Source organism: Kangiella sp. TOML190 (assembly GCF_023706045.1).
Taxonomy (GTDB): Bacteria; Pseudomonadota; Gammaproteobacteria; order Enterobacterales; family Kangiellaceae; genus Kangiella.
Genome location: NZ_BQYL01000001.1, coordinates 14,205 through 39,764, shown reverse-complemented (window position 1 = coordinate 39,764; position 25,560 = coordinate 14,205). Strand labels below are relative to the sequence as shown.

General features: G+C 42.7%; 25 protein-coding genes. 12 read left to right on the top strand and 13 right to left on the bottom strand.

The window, feature by feature from the left end; translation table 11 throughout:
• Positions 1 to 155: 155 nt before the first annotated feature.
• Positions 156 to 503, top strand: coding sequence for a Grx4 family monothiol glutaredoxin (gene grxD / locus NFS34_RS00190; RefSeq protein WP_251357818.1), 348 nt, complete (start codon positions 156 to 158; stop codon positions 501 to 503).
• A gap of 90 nt (positions 504 to 593) precedes the next feature.
• On the opposite strand, the gene NFS34_RS00185 is transcribed toward grxD, so the two are convergent.
• Positions 594 to 4,673 carry an EAL domain-containing protein gene (locus NFS34_RS00185; RefSeq protein WP_251357817.1) on the bottom strand — a complete coding sequence of 1,360 codons (4,080 nt, stop codon included), beginning with the start codon at positions 4,671 to 4,673 and terminating at the stop codon, positions 594 to 596.
• Between the two features lie 288 nt (positions 4,674 to 4,961).
• Here NFS34_RS00185 and NFS34_RS00180 point away from each other — a divergent pair, with 288 nt between their 5' ends.
• Positions 4,962 to 5,693 carry a glycerophosphodiester phosphodiesterase family protein gene (locus NFS34_RS00180; RefSeq protein WP_251357816.1) on the top strand — a complete coding sequence of 244 codons (732 nt, stop codon included), beginning with the start codon at positions 4,962 to 4,964 and terminating at the stop codon, positions 5,691 to 5,693.
• Between the two features lie 31 nt (positions 5,694 to 5,724).
• Here the strand turns inward: NFS34_RS00180 and NFS34_RS00175 are convergent, their stop codons facing one another.
• On the bottom strand, positions 5,725 to 6,849 hold the full coding sequence (locus NFS34_RS00175) for an NAD-dependent epimerase/dehydratase family protein (RefSeq protein ID WP_251357815.1): 1,125 nt from the start codon (positions 6,847 to 6,849) through the stop codon (positions 5,725 to 5,727).
• Between the two features lie 225 nt (positions 6,850 to 7,074).
• On the opposite strand from NFS34_RS00175, the gene NFS34_RS00170 reads away from it, so the two are divergent.
• Both NFS34_RS00170 and NFS34_RS00165 read left to right on the top strand, forming a co-directional pair.
• Positions 7,075 to 8,109 (top strand): SDR family oxidoreductase, encoded by a 1,035-nt coding sequence (locus NFS34_RS00170; RefSeq protein WP_251357814.1) that lies wholly within the window; start codon positions 7,075 to 7,077, stop codon positions 8,107 to 8,109.
• A 1-nt stretch (position 8,110) separates the two neighbouring features.
• Positions 8,111 to 9,418: an NTP/NDP exchange transporter gene (locus tag NFS34_RS00165; protein WP_251357813.1), complete on the top strand. Its 1,308-nt coding sequence runs from the start codon at positions 8,111 to 8,113 to the stop codon at positions 9,416 to 9,418.
• Between the two features lie 115 nt (positions 9,419 to 9,533).
• Here the strand turns inward: NFS34_RS00165 and bfr are convergent, their stop codons facing one another.
• Both bfr and NFS34_RS00155 read right to left on the bottom strand, forming a co-directional pair.
• Positions 9,534 to 10,013: a bacterioferritin gene (bfr, locus tag NFS34_RS00160; RefSeq protein WP_251357812.1), complete on the bottom strand. Its 480-nt coding sequence runs from the start codon at positions 10,011 to 10,013 to the stop codon at positions 9,534 to 9,536.
• Positions 10,014 to 10,295: 282 nt separating this feature from the next.
• Positions 10,296 to 10,502: a bacterioferritin-associated ferredoxin gene (locus NFS34_RS00155; protein ID WP_376707944.1), complete on the bottom strand. Its 207-nt coding sequence runs from the start codon at positions 10,500 to 10,502 to the stop codon at positions 10,296 to 10,298.
• A gap of 270 nt (positions 10,503 to 10,772) precedes the next feature.
• Here NFS34_RS00155 and NFS34_RS00150 point away from each other — a divergent pair, with 270 nt between their 5' ends.
• Positions 10,773 to 11,378, top strand: a complete 606-nt coding sequence (locus NFS34_RS00150; protein ID WP_251357810.1) for a peroxiredoxin — start codon at positions 10,773 to 10,775, stop codon at positions 11,376 to 11,378.
• Between the two features lie 368 nt (positions 11,379 to 11,746).
• Here the strand turns inward: NFS34_RS00150 and NFS34_RS00145 are convergent, their stop codons facing one another.
• The 4 genes from NFS34_RS00145 to NFS34_RS00130 form a co-directional block, all read right to left on the bottom strand.
• Positions 11,747 to 12,376, bottom strand: a complete 630-nt coding sequence (locus tag NFS34_RS00145; protein WP_251357809.1) for a hypothetical protein — start codon at positions 12,374 to 12,376, stop codon at positions 11,747 to 11,749.
• A 3-nt stretch (positions 12,377 to 12,379) separates the two neighbouring features.
• Positions 12,380 to 12,979: a glutathione S-transferase family protein gene (locus tag NFS34_RS00140; protein ID WP_251357808.1), complete on the bottom strand. Its 600-nt coding sequence runs from the start codon at positions 12,977 to 12,979 to the stop codon at positions 12,380 to 12,382.
• Between the two features lie 67 nt (positions 12,980 to 13,046).
• Entirely contained in the window at positions 13,047 to 13,571 is a 525-nt protein-coding gene (locus NFS34_RS00135; RefSeq protein WP_251357807.1) for a hypothetical protein, read from the bottom strand.
• Positions 13,572 to 13,573: 2 nt separating this feature from the next.
• Positions 13,574 to 14,704 (bottom strand): isoaspartyl peptidase/L-asparaginase family protein, encoded by a 1,131-nt coding sequence (locus NFS34_RS00130; RefSeq protein WP_251357806.1) that lies wholly within the window; start codon positions 14,702 to 14,704, stop codon positions 13,574 to 13,576.
• Positions 14,705 to 14,849: 145 nt separating this feature from the next.
• On the opposite strand from NFS34_RS00130, the gene NFS34_RS00125 reads away from it, so the two are divergent.
• On the top strand, positions 14,850 to 15,098 hold the full coding sequence (locus NFS34_RS00125; protein WP_251357805.1) for a hypothetical protein: 249 nt from the start codon (positions 14,850 to 14,852) through the stop codon (positions 15,096 to 15,098).
• 17 nt (positions 15,099 to 15,115) lie between these two features.
• On the opposite strand, the gene rnt is transcribed toward NFS34_RS00125, so the two are convergent.
• Together rnt and pyrC are read right to left on the bottom strand one after the other, a co-directional pair.
• A complete protein-coding gene (rnt, locus tag NFS34_RS00120; protein ID WP_376707943.1) occupies positions 15,116 to 15,703 on the bottom strand; it encodes a ribonuclease T in 588 nt (195 codons plus the stop codon).
• 73 nt (positions 15,704 to 15,776) lie between these two features.
• A complete protein-coding gene (gene pyrC / locus NFS34_RS00115) occupies positions 15,777 to 16,823 on the bottom strand; it encodes a dihydroorotase (protein WP_251357803.1) in 1,047 nt (348 codons plus the stop codon).
• A gap of 245 nt (positions 16,824 to 17,068) precedes the next feature.
• On the opposite strand from pyrC, the gene NFS34_RS00110 reads away from it, so the two are divergent.
• From NFS34_RS00110 to NFS34_RS00100, 3 genes are all read left to right on the top strand, one after another.
• Positions 17,069 to 20,014 (top strand): S8 family serine peptidase, encoded by a 2,946-nt coding sequence (locus NFS34_RS00110; protein WP_251357802.1) that lies wholly within the window; start codon positions 17,069 to 17,071, stop codon positions 20,012 to 20,014.
• A 65-nt stretch (positions 20,015 to 20,079) separates the two neighbouring features.
• Entirely contained in the window at positions 20,080 to 20,472 is a 393-nt protein-coding gene (gene gloA, locus NFS34_RS00105; protein WP_251357801.1) for a lactoylglutathione lyase, read from the top strand.
• 56 nt (positions 20,473 to 20,528) lie between these two features.
• On the top strand, positions 20,529 to 20,900 hold the full coding sequence (locus NFS34_RS00100) for a hypothetical protein (RefSeq protein ID WP_251357800.1): 372 nt from the start codon (positions 20,529 to 20,531) through the stop codon (positions 20,898 to 20,900).
• Positions 20,901 to 21,054: 154 nt separating this feature from the next.
• Here NFS34_RS00100 and elbB read toward each other — a convergent pair whose 3' ends face one another.
• The 3 genes from elbB to NFS34_RS00085 all read right to left on the bottom strand — a co-directional run bounded on the left by elbB (position 21,055) and on the right by NFS34_RS00085 (position 22,732).
• On the bottom strand, positions 21,055 to 21,705 hold the full coding sequence (gene elbB / locus NFS34_RS00095) for an isoprenoid biosynthesis glyoxalase ElbB (RefSeq protein WP_251357799.1): 651 nt from the start codon (positions 21,703 to 21,705) through the stop codon (positions 21,055 to 21,057).
• A 211-nt stretch (positions 21,706 to 21,916) separates the two neighbouring features.
• Positions 21,917 to 22,330: a GFA family protein gene (locus tag NFS34_RS00090; RefSeq protein WP_251357798.1), complete on the bottom strand. Its 414-nt coding sequence runs from the start codon at positions 22,328 to 22,330 to the stop codon at positions 21,917 to 21,919.
• 18 nt (positions 22,331 to 22,348) lie between these two features.
• Positions 22,349 to 22,732 (bottom strand): putative quinol monooxygenase, encoded by a 384-nt coding sequence (locus NFS34_RS00085; RefSeq protein WP_251357797.1) that lies wholly within the window; start codon positions 22,730 to 22,732, stop codon positions 22,349 to 22,351.
• 244 nt (positions 22,733 to 22,976) lie between these two features.
• Between NFS34_RS00085 and NFS34_RS00080 the strand changes: the two genes are divergently transcribed.
• Genes NFS34_RS00080 through NFS34_RS11610 form a run of 3 tightly spaced genes read left to right on the top strand, consistent with a single transcriptional unit; the run spans position 22,977 to position 25,553 of the window.
• A complete protein-coding gene (locus tag NFS34_RS00080; RefSeq protein WP_251357796.1) occupies positions 22,977 to 24,437 on the top strand; it encodes a cytochrome ubiquinol oxidase subunit I in 1,461 nt (486 codons plus the stop codon).
• Positions 24,430 to 25,431: a cytochrome d ubiquinol oxidase subunit II gene (cydB, locus tag NFS34_RS00075; RefSeq protein WP_251357795.1), complete on the top strand. Its 1,002-nt coding sequence runs from the start codon at positions 24,430 to 24,432 to the stop codon at positions 25,429 to 25,431. Before NFS34_RS00080 ends, cydB begins: the two co-directional genes overlap by 8 nt.
• Complete coding sequence (locus NFS34_RS11610) at positions 25,431 to 25,553, top strand: DUF2474 family protein (RefSeq protein ID WP_376707927.1); 123 nt, start codon at positions 25,431 to 25,433, stop codon at positions 25,551 to 25,553. The genes cydB and NFS34_RS11610 overlap by 1 nt, the downstream gene beginning before the upstream one ends.
• Positions 25,554 to 25,560 lie beyond the last annotated feature (7 nt).

Genomic DNA, 25,560 nt, shown 5'->3' with positions numbered 1-25,560 from the left:
ATTGTAACTGTCAATCAAGCAGTTGCCTAGTTCTGCTGAATATAAGGCGGGTTTTATCGCTTAGTGGTGGCACTTTTAGGCGACAGACGGCTTGAAATCCGTATAATAGCGTCCATTATTTAAGTTGTATCTAGAACTATTTTTTGAGGAATACCATGAGTGATAATGCTGTAAACGAGACTGTCGAGCAAATTAAGAAGCAAATTGCTGATAATAAGGTGGTGCTTTATATGAAAGGTTCACCGAAATTGCCTATGTGCGGTTTTTCGGCACAAGCGGTGCAGGCTTTGATGCAGTGTGGTCACGAGTTTGCTTATGTGGATATTCTACAAAACCCTGATATTCGTGCCGAACTACCTAAATATGCCAACTGGCCGACGTTTCCGCAGCTGTGGATTGATGGCGAGTTGCAAGGTGGCTGCGACATTATTTTGGAAATGTATCAGGCGGGTGAATTGCAACAGGTTCTGGATGAGTCTTACGGCAAGGCAGGGCAAGCATAGTAGCGCTAAACTAACTGTTTGCTGTTGCTCTACTACCGATTGGTTTGATAAAAAAGCCCAAGTGTTACTTGGGCTTTTTTGTGGGCAGAATTAATGCTTGGTTGTGCTCTGCTCAAGATAATAGGATAGGGGCTCCGGGCGACCATAGTAAAAGCCTTGAATAAAGTGGCAGTTTAGATCGCACATGGTTTCCAATTCAGTTTGCGACTCAACGCCTTCCGCTACCACTTTGATTTGTAACTTATGAGCCAAGTTAATTACCGACTCTACGATACAAAAAACGGTGGGTGATTTTTGGATATTGCTAACAAAACTGCGATCAATTTTGAGTACATCCACATTAAACTCTTTTAAGTGAGTCAGAGAAGAGTGACCTGTACCAAAGTCATCTAAAGCGACCCTAAAACCAAGGGCTTTTAATTTTACTATGGTCTCGTTGGCGCTCACGGGGTTGGTAATCAAAGCTGTCTCGGTGATTTCTAAAACAATGTTTTCAGGATTAATCTGATACTGCGAAATAATGTTTTTCAAATCCGTTAAAAACTTTGGACGGTGTAGTTGTTGTGGTGATAGGTTTAAAGATAAGTATTGCAAACTGCTACCAGGCTGTTTACTGAGCTGATTAAACATAGGCTTAACCGCTTTGACTTGCTGTAGAAAAATACTGTCAATTAGACCAGAACGCTCGGCGATAGGCATAAACTGAGCCGGGGATATCATTTGTTCTTCTTCATCTATCCATCGAGCAAGAACTTCATACGCGGTTACTTGGCCGGTTTGTGGATCAACAATTGGCTGTAAGAAAGGATGGATCTGTCTTTTATCAATGGCATATTTCAAGCTCACTTCCATTTCAACCCGGTTATGTTGCTGATTGAGTAAGTCAGCATTAAAAACTTGATAACCAGCCGCACCACGTTTTTTGACTTGATACATGGCAGCATCAGCAAATTTAATAAGCTCGCTCATATCATCAGAATGTTCTGGGTAGTATGTTATGCCCAGAGAAACTGAGATGATAACTTCATGTTCAAGCACGGAGAAAGAGTGTTTAAATCGCTGTAGCAATCTGTTGAGCAATTGCTCGCTATAATCGACTAGGTTTATAGAATCGATTACGGGTATAAATAAACAAAATTCATCACCGCCAAACCTTGCCGCTATTTCATCGTCGTTAAGTTCATCGTTAAGTAGCGAAGCAACTTTTTTAAGTAGCTCATCCCCCATTTGGTGCCCATAAAAGTCATTCACTTTTTTGAAGTCATCTATATCAAGATAAATAATGGCAAACTCTTGTGAGCGGTCATTTTTTAAACTCAGGTTTAATCTCTCGATAAAAAATGCACGATTAGGAAGTCCTGTTAGTGAGTCGTAATAGCTCATTTGCTTGAGTTGATTTTCGTAATTTTTACGCCGAGAGATATCCTTAAAGGTGCAAACGTATTCGTTTTCAAAATGGTGTCGAGGTTGTTCTAATTGATCAACGGTCATATCGATAGGAAAGGTATGACCAGATTTGCTTTGAGTAAAGGTTTCTCCTTGCCAATAACCTTTGCGTTCTAGAGCTGTTAGTAAGCGCTGTTTGAACAGAGGCGACTGAGATTCGGAAATGGCAAAAGAAAAGTCCTGTCCGATGGCTTCTTGCTCATTAAATCCGGTAATATTCTGATAAGCTTTGTTTACTGCGACAACTTCACCTTCGTCACTAATAATGCATATTGCATCTGAAGTACTATTAAAGATGTGCTCAGTAAACTTTAGTTGTTGACTATTTTCTTCTAGCATTTCAATGTGCTCTTTTTTACTTCTTATATACCAGTAGACTAAGCCAAACAGCAATAATGTATACACCAAGTAAGCTAGAGAACTTTGCCACCAAGGAGGCGTTATGGTAAATCCAAATGGGGCTATATCTCCCCAGTTTTTATGATCATAACTGGCTCTAACTTCAAGCTGATATTGCCCTGGCGATAAATTGAACAGATCCAAAGCTTGCGAAGCTCCAGTGGTATTTCTCCACTTATTTGCATGGCTTGCAACACGGTATTGATAGGCTATATCTTGAGAAAACGGTTGATTTAGAGGATTAATTTCTAAGCCTAAGTTGTTGTGGTTATAAGCTAACTCTATAGCGGATGGCTGGTTCTTTTTAAGATTCAGGTTATAGGGAGTCTCTGAATAGACGATAATATTATCAAATGCAACTTTGGGTTTGGAGTAGTGAGTAAAAACCGAGTTGTCATTAAAAGAAATTACTGCATCGGATTTGAGCAGGTAGTTTTTACCCTCCATATTTAAGGCTTTAGTAAAAGTCTGGTGTTTATTATATTGTTCTAACAGCGGTATGGCTTGATAAGCATAATTTTCAGGGTTGAATAAGAAAACACCCTCATTAGCCGTTAGTAAAATTTGCTCAGAGTGCTTCGTTGCTGAGTGAATGTGTCTTATTATCTGATGATGCTTGTGACTTAATGTATGCTGCTCTAAAACCGCTAGGCTATTGGGATCCAGTTGTAATACACCGTTATCACTTGCGATCCATAAATAGCCATTGTTAAGTAGGGCTTGATTAAAGCGTTTAGCTATGTGGTTATAATTAGATTTTTGTTCAATAACTCCTGTTTTTTTATCAATCTTAGCGATAAATGAATGAAGACCGATGGCTAGAATTGAATCTTGAAGATCAATTAATTGGAGATAGTTTTCATTATGAGTATTCGCAACTAGCGTATACTCAGAGCTTTGTTGATTAGGGATGATTTTTGTTTTGGTATGATAGATTCCCGAGTGAGTAGCTAGCCATATAACGTTAGAGTTATCTTTAAAAAGGTCGTAGACGTGAGCTATTTCTCTTTCACCAAAAATGATACTACCCAATAAGGAGCCATCGAGTGAAGTAATAAAAACTCCATGATCCGTTCCTGCATAAATTAGATCATCTAATCGATGTAGCGACAAAATGGTACCGCTTATGCCTTCTACTTTTTTGAATGTAGGAGTAACTCCTTCAGTGTGAGAAGCGATTAATAATCCTTTCTGGCCTCCCAGCCATAGGCTGTTATTAGTACTTATAAAAGCTATGGGACTATAATTTGTAATGGTTCGGTTTTGAATTATTTGGGTTTTTATGGCAGTGACACTAGAGCTTGAATTGATCTTTCTTTCCAAAGCCGATTCATCCCCAGCAAGCCAAATATTACCCTGTAAGTCTTTTTTAATTCTGTAGTAAGTGTTTGCAGATACTGAAAGGTGATCCAAAGGATCTTTAGTATAATTAACTAGCTGATTATTATAATAACGAATAACCCCATGCCTGTAGGTGCTCAGAAAAACATCCTTTTTTGTGTTTATATGAATATCTAGAACACTTATGACCGGACCATATTGTTTTTCTAATGAGTAATCTGCTAGATGAACAATCTCTTTGCTATCTAATGTATATTTGTATAAAGCTTCCCTACCAGCCAAAAATAGCTCTTTTTCATGATACTTTAAACGTGGAAAAATTAGGGGAGAAATTGATGTGTTAAGTACTTGAGTTAAATTTCGGTCTAATTCAATAACGCCATATTCAGAAGTCGATAGGTAAACACTATTTTCCGCTAGTTCGATATCATAAATTCGCGGCTTCTTGCTTTTACTTAAAAAGCTGTTAACGATTGGAGCTAATCGGTATTCTTTGGTCTCTTTATCAAGAAAGTAAAGCCTGTTATTGGCGGTAAAAACAAGCAGTTGATTCCGATCAAAATCAAGAATTTTTTTGATGATCACTTTGTTACGAATACCGTCGGTAATTAAAGGGTATTCCACAGTTTCTTCAAGCTGATAATCAAAGCGAAGAATGCTATTTCGGCTGGTAGCTAGCCACAAATAGTTTTTATCTTTTAAGATTTGTAAAATAAAATTAACCGACTTATCGAGGCCGGGGAGTTGGCTGTAATCTTTTGTCCGAGCGCCATTCAAGCGCTTAAGGCCATTGTTGGTCGCCAACCAAAGATAGCCATCTTCTGTTGAGGCTAGGTCATAAATAATGGTGGCATCAAGATCTATCTGTTTTCCAATCGTCTCAAATTGATTAGCTGAAGTAATATTAGAGCATAAGAATATGAGTCCAATGTACGCTAATACCATTGGATTGAGGTTTTTTTTCCTTCTTTTATTAGTATCCATTTCTAATTTATTATGTAATTAGCTTTTCTTTTTTAAGCATCATTAGCAGAAAAACTAGTATCAATGTACTCCAATATCGGCTAAAAGGTCAAACCTTAGTACTGATATTCACAATAATCATATAGGCGTGTTTAAGGAGTTAGCATCACCATGAGTTCAGACTATTACTATAAGGCGTAAATAAAATTGATGCTATGAACAAGCTATGCTTTATAATTATTTTGTCAAAATTTTACAAAAGGCTATTGGGTTTAAAGTTAAAAATAGAAAACCATATCCATATAATCGATGTTAGTTATTGCACATAGAGGAGCGTCAGGCCACTACCCTGAAAACACTTTACTTGCTATTGCCAAGGCGTTAGAGGCGGGCTGTGATGGTATTGAATTTGACGTGCAAAATGTTGGCGAGCAGCTGATGGTTTTTCACGATGAAACTCTGGAGCGGACCACTAATGGTAAGGGAAGACTAAGCGACTATTCTTTTAACCAATTGCGCCAGTTGGATGCGGGGCTTGGGCAACGGATCCCAACTTTGCGTGAAGTACTGGATTTAATTGGCGATCAGGCCTTTATCAATATCGAGCTTAAAGGGCAAGATACTGCTAATTTAGTCGTAAAGCTACTTAAATTACTGGCTTACGAACAAGAGCTGCACCAATCAAGTCCTTGCGGTTATAGTCATTATCCTTGGCGACAACAATCGCAATTTATCGTTTCATCCTATCACTTTTCGGAATTGTATCTAGCTCGTCAGCTTGAACCTGAGTTACAACTGGCAGTGATTGCCGATAAGCGGATGCCAATAGCCTTAGAGTTTGCTAAAGACATTGGCGCTTATTCGTTTCATCCAAGTTTAGCTGAGGTTAACAAACAGTTGGTGCGTCAAGTACAAGCCGCCGGTATGCGACTCTTTGTGCATACGGTGAATACTTTGGATGAGATTAAACGTATGCAACAATTAGGCGTTGACGGAGTCTTTACCGATTATCCTAGTCGAGACTTAATCAAAGCCTTATAGCTAAGGTTTACAAAAAAGATTTAGTTAAGGATTAAGACGTTTGAGTCTTTTTCCAAGCAGCTAACACTTTAGCTTCTTTGTCGGCTTTGATCCCTGCGCGCAATTGTGCTTGTCGCTCTTCAGGTAGAGTAGTAAACCAATCATAGGTATCTTGAATAATGGTTTTTAAAGGCCGCTGTTTTAAACCATTTGCATAAGCTTTTTTTGAGCTCATGGTGCCGGCGCCCGCAAAGTTGCCTTTGGGTGGAAACCAGGTAGGCATTTCGCCCCAGGGTGTAACGGAGTGTTTTTCCAGAAACTGAGTTGGCACCCAAACCAAATTAGCTTTGGGGTTTAAAGTCATTTTACAGTTAGTCAGCAGCTCACCAATGGTCATATCGCTACCATTGGACTGTGCATTAAAGACGCCAGATACTTTTTTATGTGCCAAATGAATGGTCCATTCGGCCAAATCACGCACATCAATAATTTGAATAAAGTCGTTACCTTCGCTAGGGCACAGGACGTCACCGCCTTTCGCAATGCGGACGGGCCAATAAGTAAAGCGGTCAGTTTTATCGCCAGGGCCAACGATTAAGCCGGGGCGAATAATCGTGACTTTGTCACCGAGTCGATCGACTGCAGCTTTTTCACAAAGTGCTTTCAACGGGCCGTAGGTTTCGCCAGTGACATCTTCAGTAGAGGGATCGTCGATGGTACCAACCGCTGTCGTTTCATCCATGTTTGTCTTGCTCCAATCGCCATAAACGGAAATGGTAGAAATAAAAATGTATTGGCCAATAGTCTCGCCAACCTGATCGAGTAACATATTGACAACTCGCGGATAGTAACTGGAAGTATCAATGACGAGGTCCCACTGAGTGCCTTTTAATTGCTCAATATCCTGCGTTTTTCGATCACCTTTAATCAATGGAAGGGAGGCTAATAATTCTGGGTAAAGCACTGGCTTGGTTTTACCACGATTAAACAGAGTGACTTTATGACCAGCATCAACCGCCGCTTTAACCGTATGGGGGCCAAGAAAGCCCGTACCACCCATAAAGAGGATCTTTAGTGGTTTGTGGCTTTTGGGAATAAGGTTCGCGGCCTGACTACTAGCGGCTAAGCCTGCCGAAGTGATAAGCGAGGTTTTGATAAACTGACGACGACTGGACATAAGCGCTTCCTGATAATCTGCATAGAAAAGGGTGGTTTAACCCTAGCAACTCAGACCTAACTCGGCAAATGACAAACTGTAAATAAATATTGCACCGGCTGACTGATGGTCTATTGCTAATTATGAATATGCTGTAAAGATTAAGTAAAGCGGTTTCAGTTTTGTTTGTAAGCAAGCGTTGAATTGATTAGAGTGAAAGCACTTTACTAAATAAAGGAATTGATTATGAAGCCGTTTTGGAACTCCCTAGTTAAGTCTTTGCGCTTAGTTATTTCTGGTTTATTTCTAAGTACGATTAGCAGTATGGTCGTAAGTATCAGTTTTGCCGATGAGAAAACCATTCCAGAAGTTAACGCCGCAAAACAAAAAGCGGTGTTGGTAACCGGCGCTACTTCCGGTATTGGTAAAAATATTGCCATGACCTTAGCCGATAAAGGTTATTTTGTGTATGCCGGCGCTCGTAAGCAAAAAGATATAGACGCTTTAAATGCGATTAACAATGTGCAAGCGGTAAAACTGGATGTTACCAAACAAAGTGATATTGATGCTGCGGTTGAGTTTATTCAAACACAAGAGCGCGGACTTTATGGGCTGGTGAATAATGCTGGAGTTGGAGTTTTTGCACCACTTATTGAAATTTCAGAAGAAGATATGCAGTTTCAGATGGATGTGAACCTATTTGGCCCTTACCGCGTTACTAAAGCCTTTGCGCCTATGATTATCGAAAGTAAAGGTCGTATCAGTACTATCGGTTCGATTTCAGGCGCCAATGCCAGTCGCTTTTTTGGTGCTTATTCTATGAGCAAATTTGCAGTTGAGGCGTTTACCGAATCTCTAGCACAAGAGATGGCCAAGTTTGGGGTTGGCGTTAGTGTGGTAGAGCCCGGCAATTACAACTCTAAAATTGCGGCCAGTGCGCTCAAGCGAATGGAAAAAAATGCCAAGAAAAATTTCAAAAGTTTATACCAACAAGAGTTTCAAGGATTATCAAAATACTTAACCGGCGATCGCTCGCGTTTTAAAGAGCCAGATGATGTTTCCGCAGCTGTCATGGATGCACTTTTTAGTGAGACACCAAAAACGCGCTATATGGTAGTGCCGGTTGCAAGTGAGGGCGAATGGGCGCTTCGAGGCATGATAAAGCGTATGGTGCAGATGAATCATGCACATCAATTTAGTTTATCGCGCGATCAATTGATCGAAATTTTAGATCAAGAGTTAGGAAAATTGCAGCCAAACTCAAAAGCCCCTGCTCAATAAAATGACTTTTAGTTCTAATCACATAACTCGCTTTATCGATCGTATCGCTAAGGTTCATCCTAATGAACTTAAAGCAACCATTATTTCTTTTGCCATTATATTTATCTTAATGGCGTCTTATTTTGTCTTGCGGCCAGTGCGCGATGCGATGGCCAGCGATTGGTCCGATAGCGAAGTGAGTTTTTTATGGAATTTGCAATTTTTTATCAGCGCTCTAATCGTTTCTGTTTATGGTTTTATCATTTCAAAGATTCATTTCAGAAATGTTGTACCGCTGGTGTACAGTGCTTTCGCCTTAAGCTTTTTAGGCTTTTATTTTTTAACGCCGTTATATTCTGATCCTACTTTTGTCGAAAAAAGTTTTTATATTTGGGTGAGCGCTTTTAGTTTGTTCCATGTTTCGGTGTTTTGGAGTTTTATGGCCGATACGTTTTCCAAAGAACAATCCAAACGAGTATTTTCGGTTGTTGCGGCAGGAGCCAGTTTAGGTGCGATAGTTGGTCCTTCGATCCCTACTTTATTTGCCGACAGGTTGGGCTTGGATAACTTAATGTTAATTGCAGCGATGGGTTTAATTTTAGTGGTGCCGTTAGTGATTTATATGTACCGACTTAAGTCCAGTGAGCTACACAACGAAGCTGTTAGTGCCGATCTTAGCGAAGCCAAACTCAAAGCCCAGTGGTGGACCGGCTTTAAAGCGATTGCTACCAACAAAACGTTACTGGCGATTAGTGCTTTTATTTTGCTGTACGTCTTTATTAGCTCTTTTGTATATTTCGAGCAGAAAAATTTATTAGCCGACTATTCGCGCGCCGACAGGGCGCAGATTTTAGGCGGTATCGATTGGATCACCAATAGCCTAACCTTTGTTTTAGCTTTTTTTGTTACAGGCAGATTAACCACGCGACTTGGTATGGCGGCTACCTTAGCTTTAGTTCCGTTTATTATAATGATTGGTATGATTGTTTTGGCTTTTGCGCCGATTATAGTAGTCTTGCTGGCACTGCAAGTGACGCGGCGAGCAGGAAACTATGCCATCACTCGACCGGCACGTGAAATGCTATTTACTGAGGTTAGTGCTGATGAACGTTTTAAGGCTAAGCCAGTGATTGATATTGTGGTTTACCGTGGCGGCGATGCGGTGAGCGGCTCCATCTTTGCATTCTTAAGCGAAGGATTAGGACTAGGTTTGGCTGCGATTTCGTTGGTCGGTGCGGCAGTGGCGGCAGCTTGGGGTTCTTTAGCCGTATACCTTGGGCGTCAATACGATGGAGTAAAGTCTTTGCTGTCCAAGACAAAAGGGGCTTAATTAGCAAGGGATTAACCCAACCTTGGAACTATCCACCATTCCCGTTTTCACGGGAGTGGCGAAAATGTTCAGTGTCTATTAGTCTTGTCTTACGCCTGATGATAAACCAACGTATCTAGTTACCATCCTCGTGCATTTTCTCTGCCAAGTAGTTTTGAATACCCATTTTGTCGATTAATCCCAGTTGCGTTTCAAGCCAATCGACGTGTTCTTCTTCGCTTTCTAAAATATGCTTGAGTAAATCACGACTAACGTAATCGCGAACTTGTTCACAATAGACGATACCATCGCGCAAATCCGGGAGCGCATCCAGCTCTAGCGCTAGGTCGGCTTTAAGCATTTCTTCGGTGTCTTCGCCGATGCGCAATTTTCCCAGATCTTGCAGATTTGGTAAGCCTTCTAAAAATAAAATACGCTCGATAAGCATATCAGCATGTTTCATCTCATCTATCGACTCGTTGTACTCATGATCCGCCAGTTCTTTTAGCCCCCAATCTTTGTACATCCGAGCATGTAAAAAGTATTGGTTAATGGCAACTAGCTCATTACCCAAAACTTTGTTTAAAAACGCGATAACTTTTTTATCACCTTTCATATCAGTTCCTTATTTTGATGAGATTTATTATTTTATCTTACGCCTAAGGATTGGCCTTTACAAGCAAGAATGCTTATAACCTGTTGATTCTAAAGGATAAATGTAAGAGGTTCTCATTTGTACCAAATTCTTATTTACAAATAAGAATAGCTTAGATTCAGTAGTGAACAGAGGCTAATAAGCTACAAATTTATGGCTAATAACAACAATAAAGCGCCTAAAGCTCCGAAAAAGTTCAGAAAAGGCTCAGAAAAAGCAGAAATTTATAAAAGTATTGGGGAGTTAGAGTGCCGGAACCGCTAAATCGAAATTTAACGCCGCCTGCTCTTGCCTAAAATCGCGCAAAATTTGTCGCGCATCTTTAGCGCACTTGCCGCATTGAGTCGCAACGCCTAATTCATTATTCAAACAGCGCATAGTGTTGCAGCCGCTTTGGGCAGCTTGGCGGATTTGTTTGTCGGTGACAGCTTTACAAAGGCAAACGTACATAAATCGAACTAAATTAGGGTAGAACACAATTGATAATGCGAATTGTACGCAAATGCGAATGATTGTCAATAACTTGGTTGGCCAAAATTCAGAAAATTACGAGAATATGGATAGGCTAATTCAATAGAAATATTCTATTAGTGCCATAGCTAAGTACCAGTAAACTAAAAATTTAAAAGATTTTCATTGAACTCAAGGCTATAATCCCCATCTGAAATTTGCACAGATTTTTAATTTAATCGAAATTCAACAATCCACTGGAGGATTATCATGGGCGTATTAGTTAGCCGTAAAGCACCAGACTTCACAGCTCCAGCCGTACTTGGCAATGGCGAAATCGTAGATAACTTTAACTTCGCGGAAGCCACCAAAGGCAAGCCAGCAGTAGTATTCTTCTACCCGCTCGATTTTACTTTCGTTTGTCCTTCTGAGCTTATCGCTTTCGACAAGCGCCTTGGCGAATTCCAAAAGCGTGGTATTGAAGTGATCGGTGTTTCAATCGATTCGCACTTCTCGCACAACGCTTGGAGAAACACAGCAATTAATGATGGCGGTATTGGTCAAGTAGGCTACACCCTAGTAGCGGACATGAAGCACGAGATTTGCCAAGCATACGACGTAGAGCATCCAGCAGAAGGTATCGCCTTCCGCGCGTCTTTCTTAATCGACCAAGAAGGCGTGGTTCGTCACCAAGTAGTCAATGACCTACCATTAGGTCGTAACGTTGACGAAATGTTACGTATGGTTGACGCACTACAATTCCACGAAGAGCATGGCGAAGTATGCCCAGCAGGTTGGAATCAAGGCGATAAAGGTATGGATGCGACTCCGGATGGCGTAGCAAAATACTTATCTGAAGAAGCCGACAAACTATAAATAACTAGTTAAATTGTCCAATGTCATTGTTGCGAGAATATTTTCGTATTCAACGACCTAGATGGTCGCTTCCGTAGAAAATAATTCTCGCGCCGCGAACTTGAACAATTTTCCTGCGTTATTGGAAATTTAAGAAGCCGCATTAATTTGCGGCTTTTTTATCTTTGAAATTCCTGCGGAAGCAGGAATCCACTTTGAGGTTTGTGTAATTGAAGATAGGTTTCTCTAAAGAAATTCCCAATCGACTCCTGCTTAGGCAAGATTTTCTATTGTAGGTTGGGGTGAGCTTGCGAACCCCAGCACAAAACGAAATAGCGGCTATTATTCTTTGTTAGGCTTTATGCTTCACCCGAACCTACGGTTATTGTTTATGCATATACAACACAAGAAAAATCGGGAGAAAATGTGGGGTCACTTTCTGATACTTTTATGAAAAGCTTTTGTAGTAAGCTTTTATGATAACTAAAATTTTCTTCTAAATTATGCTTATTGAAGTCATTAAATTTTAGAGGAGTTATATTTGATAGGAAGTCTTTCTTCAACTCTTCCATATCATCTGCTTTGGCCCAGATCTGCGCGCTTCCTTTTTCGACTATTGCTATCTTATAGTCTTCAGGACCAGTTAATATAGCTAATCTAGGTATGGTTTCATTTTGTTCATTTTCTGTAGTGTAAGTAAACATCCAATTAGATGTTTTAATCCAAAACTCTTTATGTGTATATGGCATTGGAGATGCCATTAGTTCGTCCTTTAAGTAATTAGCGTATTCTATAATTTGATTTGTATTTATTATTTCTTCTTCCTGCAGAAATAATTTAAGCTCGTGGATGAATGGTACATAACCGCTGGCAGTAATAAAACCATTACCCCAATCGATAATTTTTTCAACCTCATCAGAAAGAACCTCATGTCTGTTATCATCTAATAAGAGAACATCCCTTTTATCAGCAGCTAGTATTATGTAGCTGTCCAAATGTATTCCCACAAGCATTGTCATAACTTATTTCTCCATCCCTATATATTTTTCATGTTGCTGTATTCTGTCCATCCAAGCATTAATCGCTGGATAATCTGATAAGTCAAAGCCACCTTCGTGGGCGACATGAGTATAAGCGTAGAGGCTGATGTCGGCGGTGGAGAGTTGTTCGCCAATTAGATGCGGGGTTTGCTGAAGTTGCTGCTCCATAACTTGAAGCGCTTTATGACCGCCTACTTGTTTCGATTCATATTCGGCTTTGCGATCTTCGGGCAGGCCAAGGTATTTATTGATAAAACGAGCAACCGCGATAAAAGGTTCATGGCTGTATTGTTCGAAAAATTGCCATTGTTGGACTTGGCCGATTTGCCAAGCATCGGTTGGCATCAGTTCGGTGTCATGAGCTAGGAAGTTAATAATGGCGTTAGATTCCCATAAGGTTTGTCCGCTATCCAGCTCTAAAGTTGGTGTTTTGGCATTGGGATTTTTAGCTTTAAATTCATCAGTTCTGGCGTCGCCTTTAAGCAAATCCATGCTAACCCACTCATGCTCAATCTCGAGTAGGGCGCAGGTGAGCGCTACCTTGTAGCAGTTGCCGGAAATAATATCACCATAAATTTTCATTAGCAGTTCCTTGGTTTTTTAACGCTTACCAAAGTTTAATCGCAGTTATTCTAGCCATAACTATTTTTTAGTCACAGCTATCTTTATGTACAAATTTAATCAATCTTAACGGGATCAAGTGTTCCTCATCATCGCCTTCCATTGCTGGGCGCATGGCGAATTCGGCATGGAGTTCCACCATGATTTTTTGTCCGACTTGCTCCACCAGCGATAAATAGGTTCGTTCGAGTTGTAAACCATCCGCTTCTGATGCGACTGGATAACGCTTGCCGGTGGCACAATCGGTAAAAATGGCTGCGTCGGCCATATATTGATAGAGTCCGATAACTTTATTACCAGCGAGTTTGTTAGCGGATTCAGTCGCGTTGACTTTAGTTTTTGTTGAGTTTTGCGGCTTGCTCATTACTTTTGATCCATTGCTGGCGGTATCTTTTGGTGCTTTCTTGGAGGCTTCATCTAACGTTTCTGTGGTTTGCTGTCCGGCAACCGACTCGGTTGCATGATTGGATTTATCGGAAGCGGCTTTTTGATCGGAGCAAGCGCCAAGCAATGTAAAGCTTACAAAAACCGCTATTAAGTAGCTATTGTTCATAATTATTCCTGTTGGTTTTCGGCAGATCCGCTATCGGCTGGATTCTGCTGTTGGTAAATTTTAATGGTTACTTGGCCTTGGGTGTCTATACTGGCGCGGTACATGCCTGCGGTATTGAAACTCATCATGATATTACCAGCCTTGTCCAAACCGACCACGCCGCCATCGCCACCCATGGCTTTGAGTTTTTGCTGAATCACTCGATCGGCGGCTTTATTGATGGTTAAACCTTGGTACTGCATTAAGGCACAAATATCATGAGTTACTGCGGCGCGTATAAAGTATTCGCCGTGGCCAGTCGCGGAAACACCACACTCTTGATTGGCATAGGTGCCTGCGCCGATAATTGGCGAATCACCAATGCGACCATAGCGTTTATTGGTCATGCCACCTGTGGACGTGCCAGCACTGATGATGCCATTGGCATCCAGCGCCACCGCACCAACAGTACCGAATTTGAAGTTATTAGCCTCGTCGGTAGGCACTAAAGCTTGGCTTGCATCTTTGGCCTTTGCTTGTTGCAACGACTTCCAGCGCCGTTCGGTATAAAAGTATTTTGGATCCACTTGCTCGATCTTATGGCTCGCGGCAAATTCTTCAGCGCCTTTGCCCGACATCATCACGTGTACCGAGTCAGTACGGATCTTGTCGGCTAGTAAAATGGGGTTCTTAATATTTTCAACCCCCGCAACTGCGCCGGCGGATAAGTCGCTACCCACCATAATCGAAGCGTCCAAGGAGTTCTTTTCATCGTGGGTAAAAACCGCGCCCTTACCAGCGTTAAAAAGTGGTGAGTCTTCTAACATAACGATGGCCGTTTTAACCGCCTCTTGACTTGAACCTTGATTGATTAGAACGTGGTAGCCGGCCACCAAGGCTTGTTTCAGCGCCGCTTTGTATTGCTGCTCCAATTCGGGCGTCATGTTTTCTTTTGTAATAGTGCCAGCGCCGCCGTGAATAACGATTGCGATTGGCATAGCTTGGTCGCTATTAGGGTCGGCAAGGGGCGGTTGTGGTTGCGATTCGGCCGTTAGCATCAAACTAAATAACCCCAAGGAAAAGGTAAGGATGAGCAAAAGCGGTATTTTGGTTAGCTTCATCAGTAACTCCGTATAGAATTTTTGTTTAAGCATAATCACTCCTTGCTAGAATTTCATCTATTTCAAAAAATTTGCTAGTGGTACCTCGAAAATGCTTGCAATTTATCCAAATGAGAATTATTCTCATTTGAGTTTTGAGGTTAATTTGAAAATACAGAAAATTTATTAAGGAGCGGCTATGGTCTTTACCATTAACGCATGGCTTGATAAGCCAAGCCCTGAATTATCGGTGGTGGAAAATGAAACCGGTAAAGTAGTTGCCAATTGGTCAGGGCAGGCCTTACGGCGCTTGTTTAGCACTGGTGTCATCAGTTATCAAGAATTGAGCCAGGCCAATAAACACACGCTAAAACAAATGGTACAGCGCTTGATACTGGAATATGCGGCGCAGCAGATGGATGCGACAGGCGTTAAGTCTAGCTTTTAAGCCAGTTTTGGCGGAGGCTATAGCTTTTTGGTGTTATTGACCAAATAACAAAACAATTCCGCAGTTTTCTTGGCATCGTAAAGTGCCGAATGGGCATCTTTCTGGCTAAAAGGGATATGCGCCAGCTCACAAGCTTGAGCCAGTACCGTATGGCCCAACACCAAGGCTGATAATGAGGCAGTATCAAAGCTGGTGAAAGGGTGAAAAGGATTGCGCTTGATGTTGGTGCGCTCGACTGCGGCGTTTACGAAGCTTAAATCAAACCAAGCATTATGGCCTACCAGTACGCAGCGATTGCAACCGGAAGCCTTTTGTTCGATGCGCAACTTTTTAAAGATCTCTTGCAGTGCCCATTTTTCATCAACTGCGCCGCGTAAGGGGTTTTTAACATCAATCCCAGTAAAATCTAAAGCCTTTTGTTCGATATTGGCGCCTGCAAAGGGTTCGACGTGGAAATGATGGGAGTTAGCAACCTCTAATCGACCTTGTTTATCGAAGCGGGTGGTGACGGCTGCGATTTCCAACAGCGCATCGGTGCGCGGCTCAAAACCGCCTGTTTCCACATCAACGATCACGGGGAAGAAGCCACGAAAGCGATCTTTCATTTCAAAAGCTGCCACTAAAAATCCTTAGACTGTAGTAAATGGTTTATTAAAAGTCGTTTGTTAAAAGTTGTTATTATTTCTTGAGTTTCCACTCGATGTTTTCATTCGCTCGAAACGGGATCAAGGTTTTGTTACCAAGACACAGTTGTTTTGGCATTTTCCATTGCTTTTTCACCAGCGTGATAGTGCCTTCGTTTCTGGGTAGGCCGTAAAAATCAGGGCCATTAAAGCTGGCAAAGGCTTCAAGTTTATCCAGTGCATCGGCTTTTTCAAAAGCTTCGGTGTACAATTCTATGGCCGCATAGGCGGTATAAGCACCAGCGCAACCACAGGAGGTTTCTTTTTTATCCTGTGAATGGGGGGCACTATCGGTACCTAAAAAGAATTTCTTGCTACCGGAAGTCGCTGCTGCGACCAGCGCCTGTTGGTGTTCCATGCGTTTCAAGATGGGTAAGCAATAGAGGTGCGGTCTAATACCGCCGACTAGCATATCATTGCGGTTATGCAGCAAATGATGAGCGGTAATGGTTGCTGCCACATTGTCGCCTTGGCTTTGCACAAATTCTACCGCCTGCTTGGTGGTAATATGCTCCAAAACCAATTTCAGATTCGGAAATTTTTCCAACAATGGCTTTAAAATGGTATCAATAAAGACGGCTTCTCGATCAAATATATCAATTTCGGCATCCGTTACTTCGCCATGCACTAATAACGGCAAACCCAGCTCCGCCATTTTTTCAAATACGGGGTAAGCATTTTCAATGTCGGTTAACCCTGAGTCGGAGTTGGTTGTCGCCCCTGCTGGGTAGAGTTTACAAGCATAGACCTTATCCGATGCTACTGCTTGCTCAATATCTTTAACGCTGGTGTTGTCCGTGAGATACAGGACCATCAGTGGCTCTAAAGAAATCTCCGAAGGCGTGTAGCGCTTGATGGATTTGTAGTAATCTTCGGCCATTTCCACGGTAGTAACTGGGGGAACTAAGTTTGGCATCACAATCGCGCGAGAAAATTGACGCGCGGCATCTAAAACCGTGTGTTGCAGGGCGGCGCCAGAGCGTAGGTGGATGTGCCAATCATCGGGTTGGGTAATGGTGATGCTGTTTGTAGAAGAAGTCATAGAAATGCCGTCAATAAGCTTATTCTAAAGCTGTAAATTGCAGGGATTATACTGGTCATTCGCGCAGATTAAAAATGCTTTTCAAGTGCTTTTGGCTCCATTTATCTATTGTCAGTAAAATTGACACCTGCGTCACGGTTCACATTCAAAGCCTCACTTGCTAGAACTCCTTCTCACATCAGTGTAAAAAGTTCTTTCTGTGTCGGAAAATATAGTCAACAAGGAATATCAAGGAGTCGTACTAGATGCATCATTTCAAACTCAAGTCCGTTGTTATTGCTGCTTCCTTAGCAATCGCAACGACCAACACCAGCTCTGCCAGTCAGGTTAAGCCCAAACCTCAACTCAATGTTCAAAAAACACAAAGCCAACTATTTGAAAAAGAAGCGTTAGTGGATGTGTTTATTGAATACGAACAAGGGGCGAGCCCCAATAATCTGGTTCAAAAATCTGCGGCTAGCTCCGTCGGTGCTCAAGGTCAGCAAGTCAAGAGTATGCTCAGCGGCTTGCACGGCCATCAACTCAAAGCCCTGTCTAACCGTAAGGGTGCGGCTTGGAAAGTTCGTACGGACGATATTGCTCGTATCAAAAAAATGGCAGGCGTGAAAAGCGTAACCTATATCGTTGAGGAGGCGCTAAACCATGATAACAGTGTTCCTTGGATTGGAGCGCCAACTGCGTGGGGTCTGATTGGCAATGGCGATAACGCTTTAAATTATGGTTCGGATCCGGTGACCATTGGTGTTATTGACAGCGGTATTGATTATTATCATGCGAATTTTGGCGGTGCGGGAGTCGCCAGTGATTTTGCTGATGACGATCCAAATGTGGTCGAAGCGGGCAGTTTCCCTACCGCTAAGGTCATTGGCGGAATTGATTTTGCGGGTGCCAACAGTGGCAGCTTTGTTCAAGATGATGATCCGCGCCAAGGCGGTATCAATGGACACGGTACCCACGTAGCTGGTACCGCTGGTGGTAATGGCGTTCCTGGTTCTGTTGGCGCTGGCGTTGCGCCAGGTGCTGAGCTTTATGGTATTAAGGTGTTTGCCGATAATGGCGGTTCAACCACCGTATCCCATCTCGGGATTTTATGGGGATTGGATCCAAACCAAGACGGCGATCTATCTGATCGAGCTGACGTTTTGAATTTAAGCCTTGGCTCTAATTTTGGCTCCTTAAAATCAACCAGTGCTATGGCGGCTGATGTAGCGGCAGCGGAAGGTTCGGTTGTGGTTATTTCGGCGGGCAACGATGGCAATGTGCCTTATATTCATGGTGGCCCAGCGGTAGCAAAAGGCGCGATTTCGGTAGCCAGCTCGGTTGCTGGTGGCTTTGTTCAGGGGGCTACTTTCAGTTCTGACGATGCTAATGCTGATGGTACTTTTTTAGCCTTAGAAGGCGCCCATGCCAACTTATTCCGTGATGGTTATTCGATTAGTGGCGATTTGGCGGTGGCCGACCCAGCGAACGGTTGTACCGCTCTAAATAACCCTACCGATCTTGATGGCAAGGTTGCTTTAATCATTCGCGGTGGTTGTAGCTTCGATGCTAAATATGCCAATGCAGAAGCCGCTGGCGCTACAGGTTTAGTGGTTTACAACGACGGCACTGCAGCCGATAGAATTCAGCCTATAGTTATGGGCGGGATCAGTGGAGATAGAAATATTTCTGGGGTGATGATTAGCTTTGATAATGGTGACAATATTCGAGCGGCTTTGGAAGGTGCAACGGCGGTTTCTGTACTGGCCGATTCAACCATTCAAGTGCCAACCGATCCAAGTGTTGACGATACCTTATCCGGCTTTACTTCGCGTGGCCCTGGCGATGCTAACACCTTTAAACCGGATGTGGCAGCACCAGGTCAATCCATCGTTTCTGCTGGTTCTGGTACTGGAACTGAGCCGAATACCAAAAGTGGTACTTCGATGGCCGCACCGCACGTTGCGGGCTTGGCTGCTTTGTTACTCCAAAAATGGCCTGATTTACCATCAGCAGATATTAAGGCGATGATTCAAAACTCGACAACACCCACCTATCAAGATGGTGCTGGTGGCGCGAGCCAACCTTACCCATTGTCACTACAAGGGGTGGGGCGTGTGCAAGCTGATGTGGCGGCGCAGTTAAGCGCAGTTGCTAAACCTGGCGGTATTTCTTTTGGTCGTATCGAAGCCAACAAAAGTAAGCAAGTTAAGCGTACTTTGACCATTAAAAACTTGTCCTACTATCCGAAATTCTATTGGATCAATCATGAGCCCAATCAAATTATGGATGGGGTGATGGTGAACATTTCGCAGCCGTTCGTTTTTGTTCCGGGCAAATCTAAGCGCAAAATTAAAGTGAAGCTTAAAATGAATCCGAATGAAGCTCCATTTGATAGCGTTAACAACAGTCAGTCGGAAGTGGATGGCTGGTTCGAGTTGCAAGATTTGTTTAGCGATGAAACCTTGCGTGTTGGCTATATGGCAGTGCCCGATCCAGCTTCGGACATCAAAGTTCGTCAAAAAGGCAATGGCGATATCGTCTTTAAAAACAAAGGCGCTAGCGATGGTTATGTTGAAGGCTTTACCCTAGCTGGAACGAGTGTTGTTGATCCGGAATTGGATGAGCCTGCAATTTTGTCTTTCGGTTGGAGAAGTAATCAGCTTTTCGGCACCGATGCGGTAGAATTTGCGGTCAGCACTACTCAGCCATGGACCACTTTAGGGCCTTATCGTGTGCGTCTTGATGTGGATGCCGATGAAGATGGTATTTATGAAAGCATTGTGATCATGGAAGATTTGGGCTTTATCGGTGGCCAAGCCTTCTGGGATGGCATTGTCGAGCGTAAAATCTTCCCTGCTGGCTGGGTTTTAGGCCAAGCCGATTACGACTACAATGACACCGTTGCTATTGGTGCTTTTGTAAGAGATGTTGATGGGCTTGGTCCTGATTTCCCGGGGATAGGTTTTATGCCAGTTGGTGATACCACCTTTAATTATCAATTGACACTTCAAAACTTTTTTACTGGTATTTCGACAGTACAAACAGGAGCGATTGATTTAGCGAATGAAGTTACAGTGGATAACAATGCTTTCACCATCGAAAGTGGTGAGAAAATTACCATTAACAAAACTTCGGCTAATAATGGTGATATGGTTTGGATGTTCCAACAAAATCGTGCCAACAAACAAACTCAAGTTATTAGCTTATAATTAAGCCTTTAACTTGGTATATTAAGCCCGTCTTTGACGGGCTTTTTATTTTAGGAACTGTATTTATGCGTTTATTACATACCATGCTCCGAGTGGGCGATTTAGAACGTTCGATTGCATTTTATACCGACGTTTTGGGGATGCAGCTGATTCGTAAACATGATTACGAATCAGGCCGCTTTACTCTAGCTTTTGTCGGCTATGGCGAAGAAAAAGATGCGACCGTTTTAGAGCTAACTCATAATTGGGATACCCAAGCATATAATCTGGGTGAGGGTTTTGGGCATTTGGCAATTGCGGTGGATGATGTTTATAAAGCCTGTGATAAAATTCGCGCCGCTGGTGGTAAAGTAACGCGTGAGCCGGGGCCCATGAAGCATGGCACTACGGTGTTGGCGTTTGTGGAAGATCCGGATGGTTATAAAATCGAACTACTTGAAGATAGACATAATCAATAACGCTCGTCATTAAGAGCGAAGCGAACTAATCTCATAATCGTAAGCTGAGAAGAACAATGCCCAAAAGTGCCAAAATCGTCTTAACCATTAACTCCATACTTATGATTGGCTTGCTAATTTTAGCGTTTCAAGTGTACATGAATTGGCAAAGCGAATATTTTATGGCCTATTTAAGTGCGGCCATTATCGGGGGGCTATTTTTATGCCAGCTGGTGATCATGTATAAAGGGCGAAAACTGTGGAATATGCTAAGAGCCATTCTCTATATTTTGGCGTTATTGGTGGCTTTGTTCTTGGTTGCTTCGCTGGCGGACTTGTTCACTTTGGCGGGCTTCTTAAAATGCCTAGGATCCTTGTTACTCGTTTTGTATCTTATTGGACTGCGCGGTTATTTGAATGCTAAAGAATTTTTAGATTATTTAAGGTGACAGTTTGGCAGCACTTTTTGACAGGATTATTTAAAAAAACGATTTGCAAGGACGATTTTCAAAAGCTTAGACAGACAAAGCTACACTTCTTGGCTCGCCGCTCATGCCATCCCTGGCAGTTGTTGGCGAGAATGTGGCTTAGCCCGTTAAGCAGTTAGGCTAAAGTTAACACTTCTCTTACCAAAGCATCAGCGCCTTTATAAATATCCGAAACCTTGGCATCAAGCATATAGCAAGGTGTGGTTACCACTTTATTAAGGGGATCGACTACCACTTCGCCGTGACTGGTGTTGGAGTGCTTTGCACCAAGCGATTCTAGCGCCTCGGCAACTCCGGCATCGTCGCCAATGGTTAGATTCACACTTGGAATCAACTTGGCCAAAATAACTGGCGCAATACATAAGGCGCCAATCGGCTTTTGTGCCTCAAAAGTAGCTCGAACGGCAGTTTCCACTTCGGGATTGATGCTACAAGCTGGACCATCGACCGCAAAGCTAGAAAGATTTAACGCTGCGCCAAAACCGCCCGGCATCACCAAAGCATCAAAATCATCCACCTTAAACTCTGACATGGCTTTAATCTCGCCACGTGCAATTCGCGCTGACTCTACCAAGACGTTGCGACTTTCGGAAACCTGCACGCCGGTTAAGTGGTTTTGCACTTTAAATTGTTCCACATCAGGGGCGAAGCATTGATAACTAGCGGCTTGTTGATCGAGTGCTAATAAGGTCATCACCGACTCTTGAATCTCAGCACCATCTTGAAAACCGCAGCCGGATAATATTACAGCAATATTTTTATTCATCTAGATAAGCCTACAATTAATGAAAAGAATAATAATAACACCAGACCTACGCGAGTTAAAACGGTATAAAAATTGGCTAAGCCCGCGCAATCTTTACAGTATCTATTTTTATTAAAGCTAAAGCCTAGTTCTCAATAGATCAAAAACAAAAGCGGGATTTTGTTAGTTTTATCTTTCTGCGTCCCGCAACGATTATATTTTTTCACCAAGCTTACTCTTCTTTTGCGAAAAGTGCATAAAACTGTTCGCTGGTCATATTATGGGTTGAATCAGCAAAGGCATAGGTTGAAGGTTTTTGATCCACAAAATATTGCGTGGTAAAACTCGGCGAAACCGGCTTATCAAATAAATCCACTGGGATATAGTATTCCTGATTTTGCTTTAAACGGTAGAAGAGTTGGGTTCCGCAGTTGCCACAAAAAGCCCGCTCAGCCCATTCTGAGGAATCATAGATACGAATAGAGTCTTTTTTGGTGAGCTTTACTTTTGTACCGCAACCCATAGACATAAAAGGTCCCCCTGACCATTTGCGGCAGATATTGCAATCACATGCATGAAATTCTTTGGCAAGGGTTTCGACTTGGAGTTGCGACTTTTGGCATAAGCAACTGGCAGTAATGGACATTAAGATTCCTTAAGTTGGTTATTCTGAAACGGGAATAGTAGGAGTAAACTCCATATTAACAATTAAAGGGCGAGCCTGTGAAATAATTTCACCAATCCTTTCATCGGTTAAGGAGACTTGGTGGGACTCTTGATTATCCCAAACCTCGCTGACGAAAATTAGATCGGTATTTTCAGAAGATTGTTGTACCAAGTAGAGCCGACAGCCCGTAAGTTGTTTGACTCGCTTGGAGGCCAAAACCATAAGTTCAGCTAAGATGTGTCCTTTGCCTTGCTGGGCGTGCATAGTGACCTCGAGTCCATGCAAGCCGTGTTGATTGATGTTTGCTGCAGCCATATCTACCTCAACAGTATTTCTGACATTATTTTGTTGTCTTTGTAGGTTCTTACTCGATAGTTTCATGCTAGCAAAAAGCGGCTACTAAATTTGTGAATTGGGTAGCTTCTTAGTAAAGCTTTTTACCCTGATCGAAAAATAGTTATGCGGTATTAATCAGAAGGGATTTTGAGGTTGTTTTGCATAAAAAATAGTAATCCTTTGTTAAGCTTTACTTTATTAAATATCCATTGCCAAAATTGGTCAGAGGAGTAGTATAACTAACAGATCTTAATCAAGTTTTCTAAACCCTAAAGTTAGGAGTCGCTAGATGGAGTTTCTTGATGCTGTTCTGCTGGCGCGTATTCAGTTTGCTTTTACGATAGCCTTCCACATTATTTTCCCCGGTCTATCCATTGGTCTAGCAGCCTATCTCACGGTGCTTGAAGCGCTTTGGCTAAAAACTAACAAATCCGTTTATCTTGCAACTTATAAGTATTGGTTGAAAATTTTCTCCATTATTTTTGGTATGGGCGTCGTCTCTGGGATCGTGATGAGCTACCAGTTTGGAACTAACTGGAGTGTTTTTTCAGATAAAACTGGGCCGGTGTTAGGGCCATTGATGGGCTATGAGGTCTTGTCCGCGTTTTTCCTTGAAGCGGGCTTTTTGGGCGTGATGTTATTTGGCATGAATAAGGTGGGAAAGAAGTTACATTTCTTTGCGACCTTGATGGTTGCTGTTGGAACTTTGATGTCAGCTTTTTGGATTTTAAGTGTTAATAGCTGGATGCAAACGCCAGTAGGTTATGCCATCAATGAGGCCGGACAATTTATCGTCAAGGATTGGTTCGAGGTGATTTTTAATCCTTCGTTTCCCTACCGTTTAGCGCACATGGTTATAGCCGCTTTTTTGAGTACCGCTTTTTTGGTTGGCGGTGTCGCAGCTTGGCACCTGCTTAAGGATAGCGGTAACGCCGGCGCTCGCTTAATGTTTTCAATGGCAATGTGGATGGCCTTGTTGGTTGCGCCACTACAAGCTTTTGTCGGGGATCTACACGGCCTAAACACTCTAGAACATCAGCCAGCAAAGGTTGCTGCTATGGAAGCAAATTACCATACCCAAAAAGGTGCTCCGCTGTACCTTTTTGGTTTTCCTAACAGCGATACGCAACAAGTCGATTACGCGATTAAAATTCCACACGGAGCAAGTTTGATTTTGACTCATGATCCCGATGGCGAGTTGATTGGTTTGGATCAATTTCCAAAAGAGGATTGGCCCAATGTCCCGATAGTCTTTTGGGCATTTAGAATTATGGTTGGAATTGGTTTTGGAATGATCGCAATAGGCTTCTGGGCGCTGTATTCACGGCTACGCAAAAAACTCTATCAGGGCCGTGGGCTGAAGAGGGTTGCTGTGGCTTTTGCGCCAGCGGGTGTGATCGCGACTATTGCGGGTTGGACTGTGACGGAAGTAGGGCGCCAACCTTACACGGTATATGGCCTGCTACGTACGTATGATTCCGCCTCGCCATTGGATGCGCCGGCAGTAGCCGCCTCGTTGGCAATCTTTGTGTTGGCTTATTTATTGGTGTTTGGTACGGGAATTTTTTACACCTTACGGCTGATGAAGGTGACGCCAAAAGACACGGTTACTGATGAACCCAAGAGCACTGCTAAAGTGTCCTTATCCAACCGCATGGATAGCAGTTACCAGCGTTCGCATAAAAAACCTTCAGCGGCGGTAAAGCCGAACCAACAAAACAGCTTAAGCAAGGAGCAAACAGATGATTGATTATGCACTTATTTGGGCGGGTTTGATTGCTTTTGCGGTACTGGCTTACATCATCTTAGATGGCTTTGATTTAGGCATTGGGATTCTTTTCCCCTTGATCAAAGACAAAACGGATCGTGAAACGGCAATGAATACCATTGCGCCCATTTGGGATGGTAATGAAACCTGGTTAGTACTGGGTGGTGGTGGTTTATTTGCCGTGTTTCCATTGGCCTATTCCGTAATTCTGCCCGCTCTGTATATGCCGATTATCTTGATGCTGATTGGTTTGATTTTTCGTGGTGTCGCATTCGAGTTTCACTGGCGTGCTACGAAATTACAGTCCCTATGGGATCGTGGGTTTTTCTTAGGCTCGCTAATCGCTGCCTTATGCCAAGGTATTGCCCTAGGCGCTTTAGTGCAGGGTATCTCAGTCGAAAATCGTGTTTATACTGGTGGTTGGTGGGATTGGCTAACCCCATTTAGTATTACCACTGGAATTGCCTTGGTGGTTGGTTACGTTTTGTTGGGCGCGACCTGGTTGAATTTGAAAACCACCGAACGCTTGCAACAACAAGCCAGAGCCATTGCTCGTGTAGCGGCTTTTGCTACTCTTGCTGCCATTGGCGTGATCAGCTTATGGATGTTGCTGATAGAGCAGCAGTACCTTGAGCGCTGGTTTAATGCTCCGGCCATTTACGGATTAATGGTGATTCCATTGTTAGTACTGACCTTGGGAGCATGGCTAGTTCGCGATATATTTCGAGGAAAAGAGCTCAGCCCCTTTTTAATTTCCATTGGTTTATTCATTTTAAGTTATGTGGGTTTATGCGCGAGTTTTTTCCCCTATTTAATACCGCCTTCGATCAGCATTTGGCAGGCCGCTGCGCCAGAAAATAGCTTAAAGTTTTTGTTAGCGGGTTCAGCCTTTTTGTTGCCTATCATTATCGCTTATACCAGCTACGCTTATTGGGTGTTCCGCGGCAAGGTCAAACCAAATGAGGCGTACCATTAGTGGTTAAGGAAAAACATAATCGTTGGCATAAAGCCCTATGGTTTGTAGGGCTTTGGTTAGCTGGAGTATTGGCATTGGGGATCCTAGGCTTTATTATCCGTCTGTTTCTAGCGTCCAGTTAAGTTACTG